Source organism: Rhodovulum marinum (genome assembly GCF_004343075.1).
In the GTDB taxonomy this organism is placed as follows: domain Bacteria; phylum Pseudomonadota; class Alphaproteobacteria; order Rhodobacterales; family Rhodobacteraceae; genus Rhodovulum; species Rhodovulum marinum.
The window spans coordinates 128,295-143,095 of the sequence record NZ_SLXP01000005.1; the positions used below are offsets into that span (position 1 = coordinate 128,295).

A 14,801-nucleotide genomic window follows, 5' to 3' on the forward strand; every position below is an offset into this window, starting at 1 on the left:
GTCCCTGATTTCAGTCGAACCGCCTATGACCTGGCGCATTTCAGGCCGAACAGGCGAGCCATTCGACGATATACTGCCCGCACATCAGGGAAAATGCCATGACCGACGCCATGACCGCGCTGCGCGCCCGCATCGAGGCCGCCACCTATGCCCCCGAGGGCCCCGTTCTGAACCGCCTGCTGGCCGAGGCCGCGCTGGATGCCCCGACCCGCGCCCGCATCTGCAAGGCCGCCGCGGGGCTGGTGCGCGACATCCGCGCCAAGGACCGCCCCGGGCTGATGGAGGTGTTCCTCGCCGAATACGGCCTGTCGACCGAGGAGGGCGTGGCGCTGATGTGCCTGGCCGAGGCGCTGTTGCGGGTGCCGGACGCCGAGACGATGGACGCCCTGATCGAGGACAAGATCGCGCCCAGCGACTGGGGCCGGCACCTGGGCAAGTCGGCCTCGCCGCTGGTCAATGCGTCCACCTGGGCCTTGATGCTGACGGGGCGCGTGCTGGAGAAACCCGAACCGGGGCTGGCCTCGACCCTGCGCGGCGCGGTGAAACGGCTGGGCGAACCGGTCATCCGCAGCGCGGTCGGACGCGCGATGCGCGAGATGGGGCGGCAGTTCGTCCTGGGCGAGACCATCGAGGCCGCCATGGACCGCGCCGCCGGGATGGAGGCCAAGGGGTACACCTATTCCTACGACATGCTGGGCGAGGCCGCGCGGACCGAGGCCGACGCGCAGCGCTACCTGCGCGCCTATGCCGACGCGATTTCAAGGATTTCCCGGGCTGCCACCCGGGGCGACGTGCGCGCCAACCCAGGCATCTCGATCAAGCTGTCGGCGCTGCACCCGCGGTATGAGGTGGCCCAGCGCGACCGGGCGATGGCGGAACTGGCGCCGCGGCTGTTGCAGCTGGCGGTGCAGGCCAAGGACGCCGGGATGGGCCTGAACGTCGACGCCGAAGAGGCCGACCGGCTGACCCTGTCGCTGGACGTGATCGAACGGGTACTGGCCGATCCGCAGCTGGCGGGATGGGACGGGTTCGGCGTGGTGGTGCAGGCCTATGGTCAGCGCGCGGGGCTGGTGCTGGACTGGCTGTATGCACAGGCAAAACGGTTCGACCGCCGGCTGATGGTGCGGCTGGTCAAGGGCGCCTATTGGGATACCGAGATCAAGCGCGCGCAGGTGATGGGGGTGGACGGGTTCCCGGTGTTCACGCGCAAGGCGGCCACCGATGTCAGCTATATCGCCAATGCGCGCAAGATGCTGGGGATGACCGACCGGATCTATCCGCAATTCGCCACGCATAACGCCCACACGGTGGCCGCGATCCTGGAAATGGGGGCGGACCGGAATGCGTTTGAATTCCAGCGGTTGCACGGCATGGGCGAGTCGCTGCACGACCTGGTGATGGCGCAGCATAACGGCACGCGCTGCCGGATTTATGCCCCCGTGGGCGCGCATCGCGACCTGTTGGCCTATCTTGTGCGGCGGCTTTTGGAGAACGGCGCGAACAGTTCCTTCGTGAACCAGATCGTGGACGACAGCGTGCCGCCCGAAACGGTCGCCGCCGACCCGCTGGCCGAGATCGAGGCGCATCTGGACGTGCCAGAACACCCCGCGATCCGGCGCGCGCCCGCGCTGTTCGGCCCGGACCGGCGGAACTCGCGCGGTTGGGAGCTGACCCACGGCCCCGACCTGGCGGAGATCGAGGCCGCCCGCGCGCCGCACCGCGCCGCGCGGTTCGAGGCCGTGCCGCTGATCGCGGGAACCGCCCTGCCCGACGAGGTGCTGGAACTGCGCAACCCCGCCGATCCGCGCGATGTAGTGGGCACCGTGTCCCCGGCCTCGGCCGCGGATGTGGACAGGGCCCTGGCCGCCGCGCGGCCCTGGGACGCGGACCCGGCCACGCGTGCCGAGGTGCTGCGCCGGGCGGCCGACCTGTACGAGGACCATTTCGGCGCGATCTTCGCCATCGTCGCGCGCGAGGCGGGCAAGTCGCTGCCCGACGCGGTGGGCGAGCTGCGCGAGGCGGTCGATTTCCTGCGCTACTACGCCGGGCAGGCCGAAACGCTGGACGCCCCGCCCCGCGGGGTGTTCGCCTGCATCTCGCCCTGGAACTTTCCGCTGGCGATCTTCACGGGGCAGGTTTCGGCGGCGCTGGCCGCGGGCAACGCGGTGCTGGCGAAACCGGCCGAGCAGACGCCGCTGATCGCCCATTACGCGGTCGGGCTGCTGCACGAGGCGGGGGTGCCGCGAGACGCGCTGCAACTCTTGCCCGGGGACGGGGCGACGGTGGGCGCGGCGCTGACGGCCGATCCGCGGGTGAACGGCGTGGCCTTCACCGGCTCGACCGAGACCGCGCGGATCATCGCGCGGTCGATGGCGGAAAACATGGCCCCCGGCACGCCGCTGATCGCGGAAACCGGCGGGCTGAACGCGATGATCGTGGATTCCACCGCGCTGCCCGAACAGGCGGTGCGCGATATCCTGGCCTCCAGCTTCCAGTCGGCGGGGCAACGCTGTTCGGCGCTGCGATGCCTTTACGTGCAGGAGGATATCGCGGACGGGTTCCTGAAGATGCTGACAGGCGCCATGGCGGAACTGCGGCTGGGCGATCCGTGGGATTTTTCGACCGATGTGGGCCCCCTGATCGAGGCCGCGGCCAAGGAGGATTTCGCGGCCTATATCGCCAAGGCCCGCGCCGAGGGCCGCGTGATCTGGGAGGGGGACGTGCCCGGGGCGGGGCATTTCCTGTCGCCCACGCTGATCCGCGTGCCCGGCATCGCGGCGCTGGAGCGCGAGATCTTCGGCCCCGTGCTGCATGTCGCGACCTTCGCCGCGGACGAGATCGACGCGGTGATCGGGGCGATCAACGCCACCGGGTATGGCCTGACCTTCGGGCTGCATTCCCGGATCGACGACCGGGTGCAGCACGTGGCGGACCGGCTGGCGGTGGGCAACCTTTACGTCAACCGCAACCAGATCGGCGCCATCGTCGGCAGCCAGCCCTTTGGCGGCGAGGGGCTGTCGGGGACCGGACCCAAGGCGGGGGGGCCGCATTACCTGGCGCGGTTCACCGCGCGGCCCGCGCCCGCGCTGGCCGATGCACCCGAGGGCGTGGCAGAGGCGGACGAGATCGCCCGCGCGCTGGCCGCCGCCGCCCCGCCGCGCGGGGTCGAGACGCGCGCCCTGCCCGGGCCGACGGGCGAATCGAACCGGCTGTCCACCCATCCGCGCCCGCCGATCCTGTGCCTGGGACCGGGGCGGATCGCGGCGGCGGCACAGGTGGACGCGGTCCATGCCCTGGGCGGGGCGGCGGTGGCGGTGACGGGGGCGGTCGCGCCCCGGATGCTGGAGACGCTGGACGGGTTCGCGGGCGTGATCTGGTGGGGCGATGCCGAGACGGGCCGCGCCCATGCGCAGGCGCTGGCGCGCCGCGGCGGGCCGCTGGTGCCGCTGATCGCGGGGCTGCCGGACACGGCCCATGCCCGGCACGAACGCCACCTTTGCGTCGATACCACCGCTTCGGGCGGGAACGCCGCGCTGCTGGCCGAGGTCGGTTCCGCTTGACCGGGGCGGGCGACCGGCTAGCCTGCGGGCGATGTTCCCGATCCGCGACCACAACCCCTCGACCAGGACGCCGCATGTCGTCTATGCGCTGATCGCGGCGAACGTGATCGTGTTCCTGTCCTACTGGGGCAAGCTGACCGACCCCGACCCCGAGGCGGTGCAATACGTGTTCCTGCGCTGGGCGCTGATCCCGGCGGCGATCAGCGAGGGGATCAACCTGCACGGGCTGTTCACCTCGATGTTCCTGCATGGGGGCGTGATGCACCTGGGCGGCAACATGCTGTTCTTGTGGATCTTCGGCGACAACCTGGAGGAAGAGCTGGGCCACCTGGGGTTCCTGGCCTTCTACCTGGCGGGCGGGCTGGCGGCGGGCCTGGCGCAATACGCGATGGACCCCTATTCGATGGTGCCGATGGTCGGGGCCTCGGGGGCGATCGCGGCGGTGATGGGGGGGTACCTGCTGCTGTTTCCCAAGGCGCGGGTCGATATCCTGATCTTCCTGATCGTCATCATCCGCATCCTGCCGGTGCCCGCCTGGCTGATGCTGGGGCTGTGGTTCGGATTGCAAGTGGCGGGCGGCGCCGCGACCCCGACAGATGCGGGGGGCATCGCCTATTGGGCGCATGCGGGCGGGTTCGTGGCGGGGCTGGGGCTGATGCTGCCGTTCTGGCTGAGGCGCGGCGGGCCGGTGTTCTGGGCGCGCACCCATGGCCACCCGCCGCATCCCGAGATCGCCTATCGCCGGACCTCGATCCCGCGGGCGGGACGGCGGCGATGACGCGGCTGTCGTGCCATTGCGGCGCCGTGGTGCTGGAGGTGGCGCTGCCGCCCGGCGCGCTGGCGGCGGCGCGGCGCTGCGACTGTTCCTATTGCCGGCGGCGCGGGGCGATCATGGCCGGGGTGCCGCTGGACGGGCTGCGGGTGGTGAAGGGGGCGGATCACCTGGCGCTGTACCAATGGGGCACGGGGGTGGCGCGGCATTATTTCTGCCCGACCTGCGGGATTTACACCCATCACCGGCGGCGGTCGAACCCGAACGAATACGGGGTCAATGTCGGCGCGCTGGAGGGGGTGAACCCGCGCGACCTGGGCGAGGTGCCGTGGAGCGATGGCGTGAACCACCCCGCCGACCGGCGCTGAGCCGGGCACGGGCGGCGGGCCGGGCGCGCGCGTCTACCAGTCGTTGACCGTGCCCAGATCCTTGACCGTGGCTTCGGACAGGCGTTGGCCAAGACCTTCGCCCACGCTGTAGATGCCTGTATTGACCGAGGCGAACATGCCGATGCACAGCCCTACCGCCGCGCCGGTCAGAACCACCCAGTCGACGGTAACCGCGCCCGCCTCGTCGGTCACAAAGCCGCACAGGCGCGACCGCAGGTCGGCCGCGGCGGTCGCACTCGTCATCTTACACATGCTACGCTCCCTCGCCTTCTGGTTCTGGCCCAGTGTTGATTAAACAAATGGGCAGAACGAGGGCGTGGCGCGGGCCGTTAAGTGTTTCTTATGAGATCGGCCAGCGGGTCGAACAGGGACGGGTTGGCCACCAGCACGTCGCCATGTTCGATCGGGTCGTGGCCCGGGCGGATCGCGTCGACCAGCCCGCCCGCCTCGCGCACCAGGATCAGCCCCGCGGCGATGTCCCAGGCGTTGAGTTCGCGTTCCCAGTAGCCGTCATAGCGCCCCGCCGCGACATAGGCCAAATCGAGCGCGGCCGACCCCCAGCGCCGCACGCCCGCGCAATGGGGCATCAGCCGGGCAAGGTCCTGCAGCGTGGCGGGCAGGGTCCGTTTGGCGGCAAAGGGCACGCCGGTGGCGAAGATCGCCTCGACCATGCGGTTGCGGCCCGACACGCGCAGGCGGCGTTCGTTCATCCAGGCGCCCGCGCCCTTTTCGGCGACGAACATCTCGTCCTTGGCCGCGTCGAAGATCACGCCCGCGACCACCTCGCCCTTGTGTTCAAGGGCGATGGACACCGCCCAATGCGGCAGCCCGTGCAGGAAGTTGGTGGTGCCGTCCAGCGGGTCGACGATCCAGCGGCGGGTGGGATCCTCGCCCGGTTCCTCGCCGGTTTCCTCGCCCAGCCAGCCGTAATTCGGGCGCGCGCCGCGCAACTCCTCTTTCAGGATCGCCTCGGCCGCGGTGTCGGCGCGGCTGACGAAATCGCCCGCCCCCTTCATCGAGACCTGAAGGTTCTCGACCTCGCGGAAGTCCTTGACCAGGCTGCGGCCGGCTTTGCGCGCGGCCTTGATCATGATGTTGAGATTGGCGCTGCCTTGCATCGGGGTCTCCTTGGGCTTGGCGCCGCCTTACACGGGCAAAGGCGCCATGCCAAGGCCCCCGGCGCCGCCTCAGCCCGCCGCGCGCAGCATCTCCCACACCCTGTGGGGCGTGAACGGCATGTCGGCGCGGCGCACGCCCCTGCCCCACAGCGCGTCCTGCACGGCGTTGGCGACCGCCGCCATCGCGCCCACGGTGCCCGCCTCGCCGCAGCCCTTCATGCCCAGCGGGTTCGCGGTGGACGGCACGGGTTCAGTGGTGAAGGTGACGAAAGGCACATCGTCGGCGCGCGGCATGGCGTAATCCATGAAACTGGCGCTGAGAAGCTGGCCGTATTCGTCGAACCCCACCTGTTCGCAGATCGCCTGGCCCAGCCCCTGCGCCACGCCGCCATGGACCTGCCCCTCGGCCAGGCGGGGGTTCATCAGGTTCCCGAAATCGTCGGTGACGGTGTATTTCACGACGCGCGTCTTGCCGGTCTCGGGGTCGATCTCGACCTCGGCGACATGGGCGCCGTTGGGATAGGAGCGGCCCGGCAGGGTGTATTCGGCGCGGTGATTCAACAGGTCGCTGCGCCCGGCGGCGCGGGCCATCTCGGCCGCCTCGACCAGCGTGGGCGTCAGGTTGGAGCCCGGCGCGCGGAAGGTGTGGCCGTCGAAATCGACCGCGGCCGCGTCCACCCCCATTTCATCGGCCAGGAAGGGGGCGAAGGCGCCCACCATCTGCGCGACCGTGGCGACGGTGGCGTTGCACTGGGTGGTGACGGACCGCGACCCGCCGGTGCCGCCGCCCGTGGCGATCCGGTCGCTGTCGCCCTGGATCACGCGGATCTGCTCCACCGGGATGCCGGTGCGGTCGGCCAGGAACTGGGCATAGACGGTTTCGTGCCCCTGCCCGTTCGACTGGGTGCCGACATACAGGTTCACGGTGCCATCCTCGCAAAACTCGACCTCGGCGGCCTCGCTCGGGTCGCCCAGGATCGACTCGATGTAATAGCACAGGCCCAGCCCCCGCAGCCGCCCGCGCCCGGCGCTTTCGGCCCGGCGCGCGGCGAAGCCCGCGACATCGGCCGCCGCGTGCACCCGGTTCAGCACCCGCGCGAAATCGCCCACGTCGTAAAATTCGCCCGTGGGCGTGCGATAGGGGAAGGCGCCGACGGGGATGAAATTCTTGCGCCGCAACTCCCACGGGTCGACGCCCAGTTCGCGCGCGGCGCGGTCCAGGGTGCGTTCCAGGGCATAGATCGCCTCGGGGCGGCCCGCGCCGCGATAGGCGTCGACCGGCGTGGTGTTGGTATAGACGCCCTTGACCTGCAACAGCGCGGCGGGGATGGCATAGGCCCCGGTCAGCACCTTGGAAAACAGCTGCGACTGGATGAGCTGGCCGAATTGCGAGTTGTAGGCGCCGAGATTGGACAGCGTCGTCACCCGGTAGCCGGTGATCCGGTGATCGGCGTCGAAGGCCAGTTCCACGGTCGATGTCAGGTCGCGCCCAGCATTGTCGGTCAGCATCGCCTCGGTCCGTTCCGACATCCAGCGGACCGGCCGGCCCAGTTCCCGCGCGGCATGGCCGAGGACGAAATATTCCGGGTAGGGCATCCCCTTCATGCCGAAGCCGCCGCCCACGTCGGGGTTCGTCACCCGCACATCCCCGGGGGCAAGGTGCAGCATCTCGGCCAGCCGGTCCTTGTGGACCCAGACCCCCTGCCCCGACAGGCAGACATGCAGCCGCCCGTCGGCCCATTCGGCCCAGGCGCCGCGGGGTTCCATCGAATTCACGATGATCCGGTTGTCGGGCACCTCCAGCGTGACGGTATGGGCCGCCGCGGCAAAGGCCGCCTCGACCGCGTCCGCGTCGCCCATCGCCCAGTCATAGGCCAGGTTGCCGGGCACCTCGTCATGGACCAGCGGCCCGCCGGTCGCCAGCGCCAGGTGCGGGTCCAGTTCGTCGAAATCGAACTCGATCAGCTCGGCCGCGTCCTTGGCCTGGGCCAGCGTCTCGGCCACCACGACGGCCATCGCCTCGCCCACATGGCGCACCTTGCCCGTGGCCAGGAGCGGCCGGGCGGGCGCGGCGGCGCGCGTGCCGTCGCGATTCTTGACGATGGTGGCGGCCATGGCCATGCCCAGCCCGGCCGCGATCAGGTCGTCCGCCGTCAGCACCAGGTGCACCCCCGGCGCCCGGCGCGCCGCGGCCACATCCAGCGCGCGAATGTCCGCATGGGCCACGGGGCTGCGCAGGAACACCGCGTAAAGCGACCCCGCGGGCGCGGTATCGTCGACATAGCGCCCCTCGCCCTTCAGCAGGCGCACATCCTCGATGCGCTTGACCGTCTGGCTTTCGCCGAATTTCCTGTCCATGGGGCGCCTCCCTGTGCCTGCCGGGCGGACGATAGCGGCCCCGCGCCCCCTGTCCAGCCCCGCCGGGGGTTGGCCTTGGCCCGGCCTTTCGCTAATTGACCGCCAAGCCCACTGCCATGCGAAGGACCCGCGCCCCATGCCGATGGAAAAGACGTTCGACGCCGCCGAGGCCGAGGCCCGGCTTTACGAGGCCTGGGAAAAGGCCGGTTGCTTTACCGCAGGCGCGAATGCCTCGCGGGCCGAAACCTTCTGCATCATGATCCCGCCGCCCAACGTGACGGGGTCGCTGCACATGGGCCACGCCTTCAACAACACGTTGCAGGACATCCTGGTGCGCTGGCACCGGATGCGCGGGTTCGACACCCTGTGGCAGCCCGGGCAGGACCATGCGGGGATCGCGACCCAGATGGTGGTGGAACGGGAACTGGCCAAGGCGGGCAAGCCGTCGCGGCGCGAGATGGGGCGCGAGAAATTCCTGGAAACCGTCTGGGAATGGAAACAGCAATCCGGCGGCACGATCATCAACCAGTTGAAACGCCTCGGCGCCTCCTGCGACTGGTCGCGCAACGCCTTTACCATGTCGGGCGCGCCCGGGGCGCCGGCGGGCGAAGAGGGCAATTTCCACGATGCCGTCATCAAGGTCTTCGTGGACATGTACAACAAGGGCTACATCTATCGCGGCAAGCGGCTGGTGAACTGGGACCCGCATTTCGAAACCGCGATTTCGGACCTCGAGGTCGAACAGGTCGAGGTCGACGGCCACATGTGGCGCCTGCGCTACCCGCTGGAGGGGGGCGCGACCTATGAACACCCCGTGGAATGGGACGAGGACGGCAACCCCACCGCGTTCGAGACCCGCGATTACCTGGTGGTCGCCACCACGCGCCCCGAAACCATGCTGGGCGATACCGGCGTCGCGGTTCACCCCGAGGACCCGCGTTACAAGCACCTGATCGGCAAGACCGTGCGCCTGCCGCTGTGCGGCCGGTCGATCCCCATCGTCGCCGACGACTACGCCGACCCGGAAAAGGGCACGGGGGCCGTCAAGATCACCCCCGCCCATGACTTCAACGACTGGGAAGTGGGCCAGCGGACGGGCCTGCGCGCGATCAACGTGATGACTACCCGCGCGGCGATGTGGCTGAAGGACAACCCCGATTTCGCCGAGGGCTGCGACCCCGACCTGGTGGCCAAGGCGATCGAGCGGCTGGACGGCACCGACCGCTACGAGGCGCGCGAGGCGATCATCAACGAGGCCACCGATGACGGCTGGCTCGACGGCATCGACAGCGACCGCCACATGGTCCCCCACGGCGACCGCTCCAAGGTCGCCATCGAGCCCTACCTGACCGACCAGTGGTTCGTGGACACCGCCAAGATCGTCGGCCCCGCGCTGGACGCCGTCCGCGACGGGCGGACGAAGATCCTCCCCGAGCAGCACGAAAAGGTCTATTTCCACTGGCTGGAAAACATCGAGCCCTGGTGCATCAGCCGCCAACTATGGTGGGGGCACCAGATACCGGTTTGGTATGGGCCTTCGAAGGAAGAACTGGATGCGTATCCCGCGGTTTATAGCGGACTGCCTCAGAGTTTTTGCGCACCCAGCTTTGAAGCGGCAAGAGAACTCGCTTCGCAATACTACGGCGAAGACGTCCAGATTGGCGAGTTTCCGTCGACCGGACCTGCCCGTTCGTATGCCTTCGGCTGGAACGGACCGAAGCTCTCCATCGATCTTCAGCGCGACCCCGACGTCCTCGACACCTGGTTCTCTTCCGGCCTCTGGCCCATCGGCACCCTGGGCTGGCCCGAGCAGACGGACGAACTGAACAAATACTTCCCCACCGATGTCCTGATCACCGGCTTCGATATCATCTTCTTCTGGGTCGCCCGGATGATGATGATGCAGTTGGCCGTGGTCGACCAAATCCCGTTCCACACCGTCTATGTCCACGCCCTCGTCCGCGACGAGAAGGGCAAGAAGATGTCCAAGTCGCTGGGCAACGTCCTCGACCCCTTGGAACTGATCGACGAATTCGGCGCGGATGCGGTGCGGTTCACGCTGACCTCGATGGCCGCGATGGGCCGCGACCTGAAGCTGTCGACGCAGCGCATCGCCGGCTATCGCAATTTCGGCACCAAGCTGTGGAACGCCGCGCGGTTCGCCGAGATGAACGGCGTGTTCGAGGGCTATGCCCCCGACGGCACGATCCCGCAGCCCGCCGAGACCGTGAACACCTGGATCATCGGCGAAACCGCCCGCGTGCGCCAAACCGTCGATGACGCGCTGGCGGCCTATCGCTTCAACGACGCGGCGAACGCGCTTTATGCCTTTGTCTGGGGCAAGGTCTGCGACTGGTACGTGGAATTCTCGAAACCGCTGTTGATGGACGGCACGCCTGCGCAACAGGCCGAAACGCGGGCCACCATGGCCTGGGTGATCGACCAGTGCCTGATCCTGTTGCACCCGATCATGCCCTATATCACCGAGGAATTGTGGGGCACGCTGGGCCAGCGGGACAAGATGCTGGTCCATGCCGATTGGCCGACCTATGGGCCCGAACTAATCGACGCGCAGGCCGACCGCGAGATGAACTGGGTGATCGGGTTGATCGAGGAGGTCCGCTCGGCCCGCGCGCAGATGCACGTGCCGGTGGGCCTGCAGATCCCGATGCTGTTCACCGAACTCGACGCCGCGGGCCGCGCCGCCTGGGACCGGAACGAGGCGCTGATCCAGCGGCTGGCCCGGATCGAGAGCCTGGAGGCCGCCGAAACCCTGCCCAAGGGCTGCGTGACCATCGCGGTCGAGGGCGGCAGCTTCGGCCTGCCGCTGGCGGGCATCATCGACGTGGCCGAAGAACAGGCGCGGCTGGAAAAGACGCTGGCCAAGCTGGAAAAGGAACTGGGCGGGCTGCAGGGGCGGCTGAAGAACCCGAAATTCGTCGAAAGCGCGCCCGAGGACGTGGTCGAGGAAACCCGCGAGCTGGCCGCGGCCAAGGGCGAGGAGGCCGACAAGCTGCGCGCCGCGCTGGCGCGTCTGGCGGAACTGGCCTAGGCCTCGCGCAGGGTAAACGCCATCGCCGCGCCCGCCGCGGCGATGGCCGCGAACAGCCCCAGCGTGACGGCCGCGCCATAGGCCCCGGCCAGCGCGCCAAAGCCCCCTGCCGCCAACAGCGCCACGCCCACCGTGGTGTTCGCCACCGCCGTATAGGCCGCGCGGTTGTCGCTGGGCGCCATGTCCACCAAGTAGGTCGACCGGCCCAGCCGCACCCCCTGATAGGCGATCATCAGCCCGAACAAGACGCCCGGCGCGGCCCACGCGGTGCCCATCACCCCGGCCGTGTTCAGCGCCACCGCCAGCCCCAGGAACCCCGCCGCCACCGCGCCCGAAAAGGCCAGCACCAGCCGGCTGGACCGGTCCGCCAGCCGGCCCCAGACCCAGGACGACACCAGCCCGGCCAGAGACGAGGCCAGCACCATCGCGCCCAGCGCCCCGAACCGGTCGTCGCCCGCCTGCCCGGCCAGCAGCACGATATAGGGCGGCGCCAGCGCGGTCGGCAGCAGCAGCACGCGGGCCAGCACGAACCGCCCCAGCCCCGCATCGCGCCACAACAGCGCCAGTTGCGACAGCCCGATGCCCTGGGCCGACTCGCCCGGCGCGTCCTCTTCGCGGATTGTGGAAAAAATGAAAGCCGCCAGCAGCCAGAAAGCCCCGGCAAGGCCGATCGCCCCCAGCACAAGTTCGAATCGTGCAAGCGCCCCGGTCAGCAAAAGCGCCGCGAAAACCAGAACGCCCGCCGCCGCCACGCTGCCCGCGAGCCCGGTCGCGGTGCCGCGCCGGGCCTTGTCCACGGTCTTGCCCAGCACGTCCTTGTAGGAGACCGACGCCACCGAGCGCGCCACCGCCAGCACCGCCAGCGCCCCCACGATCACCGCGCCCGCAGCCCAGCCCGAAAGCGTCAGCGCGGCCACAAGGATCGCCAGCGCCGCCAGGCCCTGCCCCGCAGCCCCCGCCGCCCAGGCCCATTTCCGCCGCCCCATCGCCCGGATGCGCGCCGCGGTGAACAGCTGCGGCAACAGCGCGCCCGCCTCGCGCACCGGGACCAACAGGCCCACCAGCGCCGCGGGCGCGCCCAGCGCGCCCATCAGCCAGCTGAGCACCAGTTTCGGGTCGATCAGCCCATCGGCCAGCTTGGACAGCGACAGCGCCGCGCCATGGCGCAGGAAATTCCCCGGCTCGGCGGCGCGGGCGGCGTCGGTGATGTCGCGGGCGGGGGCGTCGGCATTCTCGACCAGCAGGTCGAAGGCGGTTTCGGCAATTCGGGACATGGCCCAATCAGATAGCGTCCCGGCGTCGCGGGCAACCCCGCTTGACACCGGGACGGCACAGGTTCACAGAAGCCGCGACCATAACCCGCAACCGGGCGTTCCGTGGGCGCCAAACCGACGAGGAGGCCGCAATGGGCCAGATCACCCTTACCTTCCCCGATGGCAATGCGCGCGACTATCCCGCCGGGATCACCCCGGCCGAGGTGGCCGCCGATATCTCGACCTCGCTGGCGAAAAAGGCGATTTCGGCCACGGTGAACGACGCGCATTTCGACCTGCAATGGCCGATCACCGAAAGCGCCGCCATCGCCATCAACACGATGAAGGACGAGGCCCCCGCGCTGGAACTGATCCGCCATGACCTGGCGCATATCATGGCCCGCGCGGTGCAGGAGATCTGGCCCGAGGTGAAGGTCACCATCGGCCCCGTCATCGAGAACGGCTGGTACTACGATTTCGACCGGGAGGAGCCTTTCACCCCCGAGGATCTGGGCCAGATCGAGGCCAAGATGCGCGAGATCATCAACCGCCGCGACCCCGTGACGACCGAGCTGTGGGACCGCGACCGGGCGGTGGCCTATTACGAGGCCAACAACGAGCCCTACAAGGTGGAACTGGTCGGCATGATCCCCGAGGGCCAGCCGATCCGCATGTATTGGCACGGCCATTGGCAGGACCTGTGCCGCGGCCCGCATTTGCAGCACACGGGGCAGGTGCCCGCGGATGCCTTCAAGCTGATGAAGGTGGCGGGTGCCTATTGGCGGGGCGATTCCAACCGCCCCATGCTGCAACGGATCTATGGCGTGGCCTTCCGGACGCGGCAGGAATTGAAGGATTACCTGACCTTCCTGGAAGAGGCCGAGAAACGCGACCATCGCCGCCTGGGCCGCGAGATGGAGCTGTTCCACATGCAGGAAGAGGCGCCGGGGCAGGTGTTCTGGCACCCCAACGGCTGGCGCATCTATACCACGTTGCAGGATTACATGCGCCGCCGGCAGTTCGACGGCGGCTATGTCGAGGTGAACACGCCCCAGGTCGTCGACCGCAAGCTGTGGGAAGCCTCGGGCCACTGGGAAAAATACCAGGAACACATGTTCATCGTCGAAGTGGACGAGGAACACGCGCGCGAGAAATCGATCAACGCGCTGAAACCGATGAACTGCCCCGGCCATGTGCAGATCTTCAACCAGGGGCTCAAATCCTATCGCGACCTGCCCTTGCGGATGGCCGAGTTCGGATCGTGCAACCGCTATGAACCCTCGGGCGCGCTGCACGGGTTGATGCGGGTGCGCGGCTTTACCCAGGACGACGCGCATATCTTCTGCCGCGAGAGCCAGATCGAGGAGGAGACGCAGAAATTCATCGAACTGCTCAGCTCGGTCTATGCCGATCTGGGGTTCGAGACGTTCCGCGTGAAATTCTCGGACCGCCCGGAAAAACGCGCGGGCAGCGACGAGGTCTGGGACAAGGCCGAAACCGCGCTGAAGGCCGCGACCGAGGCGGCGGGCTATGACTACGAGTTGAACCCGGGCGAGGGCGCGTTCTACGGGCCCAAGCTGGAATTCGTGCTGACCGACGCGATCGGGCGCGACTGGCAATGCGGCACGTTGCAGGTGGATTTCGTCCTGCCCGAGCGGCTGGAGGCCAATTACATCGCCGAGGACGGCGCGAAACACCGCCCCGTCATGCTGCACCGGGCGATCCTGGGCAGCTTCGAACGCTTCCTCGGGATCCTGATCGAGAATTTCGGCGGCAAGCTGCCCTTCTGGCTGACCGCGCGACAGGTGGTCGTGGCCTCGATCGTGTCCGATGCCGACGAGTTCGTGCACGAGGTCGTCGCGGCATTGAAAGCCGCGGGCGTGCGGGCCGAGGCCGACACCCGCAACGAGAAGATCAACTACAAGGTCCGCGAACATTCGGTCGGCAAGGTGCCGGTGATCCTGGCCATCGGCCAGCGCGAGGTCGAAGAGCGCACCGTCACCGTGCGGCGGCTGGGCGAAAAGCAGACCCGGACTGTAACATTGGACGAGATCGTCGCGGAACTGGCCCGCGAGGCCACGCCCCCCGACCTGGCCTAAGGCCCCCGCCCACCCCGTTGAAAAGGCGCCGAAAACCGGCGCCTTTTTCTTTTTCCTACATTTTTCATAAATATTTCAAGACCCTGACGCGCCCTCACGCCCGCGTGCTGCACCGTCCTGTGACTGGCAGTTGATCGGCCCTGGACGGCTCACTGGACCCGTCGCACAGCGCGACACAGCGATCCAACCAAGGGAGAGAG

At 68.7% G+C, this 14,801-nt stretch carries 9 protein-coding genes; 5 read left to right on the forward strand and 4 right to left on the reverse strand.

Features of this window, described 5'->3' with window-relative positions; genetic code table 11:
• Positions 1 to 98 precede the first annotated feature (98 nt).
• From putA to EV662_RS09595, 3 genes are read left to right on the forward strand one after another with little or no spacing between them, the layout of a single operon-like run.
• Positions 99 to 3,560, forward strand: coding sequence for a bifunctional proline dehydrogenase/L-glutamate gamma-semialdehyde dehydrogenase PutA (putA, locus tag EV662_RS09585; protein ID WP_425057005.1), 3,462 nt, complete (start codon positions 99 to 101; stop codon positions 3,558 to 3,560).
• A 31-nt stretch (positions 3,561 to 3,591) separates the two neighbouring features.
• Complete coding sequence (locus EV662_RS09590; protein WP_132461943.1) at positions 3,592 to 4,338, forward strand: rhomboid family intramembrane serine protease; 747 nt, start codon at positions 3,592 to 3,594, stop codon at positions 4,336 to 4,338.
• Complete coding sequence (locus EV662_RS09595; RefSeq protein ID WP_132461944.1) at positions 4,335 to 4,700, forward strand: GFA family protein; 366 nt, start codon at positions 4,335 to 4,337, stop codon at positions 4,698 to 4,700. The genes EV662_RS09590 and EV662_RS09595 overlap by 4 nt, the downstream gene beginning before the upstream one ends.
• 33 nt (positions 4,701 to 4,733) lie before the next feature.
• Here EV662_RS09595 and EV662_RS09600 read toward each other — a convergent pair whose 3' ends face one another.
• The 3 genes from EV662_RS09600 to EV662_RS09610 all read right to left on the reverse strand — a co-directional run bounded on the left by EV662_RS09600 (position 4,734) and on the right by EV662_RS09610 (position 8,197).
• Positions 4,734 to 4,973 carry a hypothetical protein gene (locus tag EV662_RS09600; protein ID WP_341799077.1) on the reverse strand — a complete coding sequence of 80 codons (240 nt, stop codon included), beginning with the start codon at positions 4,971 to 4,973 and terminating at the stop codon, positions 4,734 to 4,736.
• 77 nt (positions 4,974 to 5,050) lie between these two features.
• Positions 5,051 to 5,839 carry an inositol monophosphatase family protein gene (locus tag EV662_RS09605; RefSeq protein WP_132461945.1) on the reverse strand — a complete coding sequence of 263 codons (789 nt, stop codon included), beginning with the start codon at positions 5,837 to 5,839 and terminating at the stop codon, positions 5,051 to 5,053.
• A 69-nt stretch (positions 5,840 to 5,908) separates the two neighbouring features.
• Positions 5,909 to 8,197 (reverse strand): xanthine dehydrogenase family protein molybdopterin-binding subunit, encoded by a 2,289-nt coding sequence (locus EV662_RS09610; RefSeq protein WP_132461946.1) that lies wholly within the window; start codon positions 8,195 to 8,197, stop codon positions 5,909 to 5,911.
• Between the two features lie 136 nt (positions 8,198 to 8,333).
• On the opposite strand from EV662_RS09610, the gene EV662_RS09615 reads away from it, so the two are divergent.
• On the forward strand, positions 8,334 to 11,249 hold the full coding sequence (locus tag EV662_RS09615; protein ID WP_132461947.1) for a valine--tRNA ligase: 2,916 nt from the start codon (positions 8,334 to 8,336) through the stop codon (positions 11,247 to 11,249).
• Here EV662_RS09615 and EV662_RS09620 read toward each other — a convergent pair.
• Entirely contained in the window at positions 11,246 to 12,523 is a 1,278-nt protein-coding gene (locus EV662_RS09620) for an MFS transporter (protein ID WP_132461948.1), read from the reverse strand. The two genes, EV662_RS09615 and EV662_RS09620, sit on opposite strands and share 4 nt — an antisense overlap.
• A 131-nt stretch (positions 12,524 to 12,654) precedes the next feature.
• Between EV662_RS09620 and thrS the strand changes: the two genes are divergently transcribed.
• Positions 12,655 to 14,601, forward strand: a complete 1,947-nt coding sequence (thrS, locus tag EV662_RS09625) for a threonine--tRNA ligase (RefSeq protein ID WP_132461949.1) — start codon at positions 12,655 to 12,657, stop codon at positions 14,599 to 14,601.
• The last annotated feature ends 200 nt before the right edge of the window (positions 14,602 to 14,801 follow it).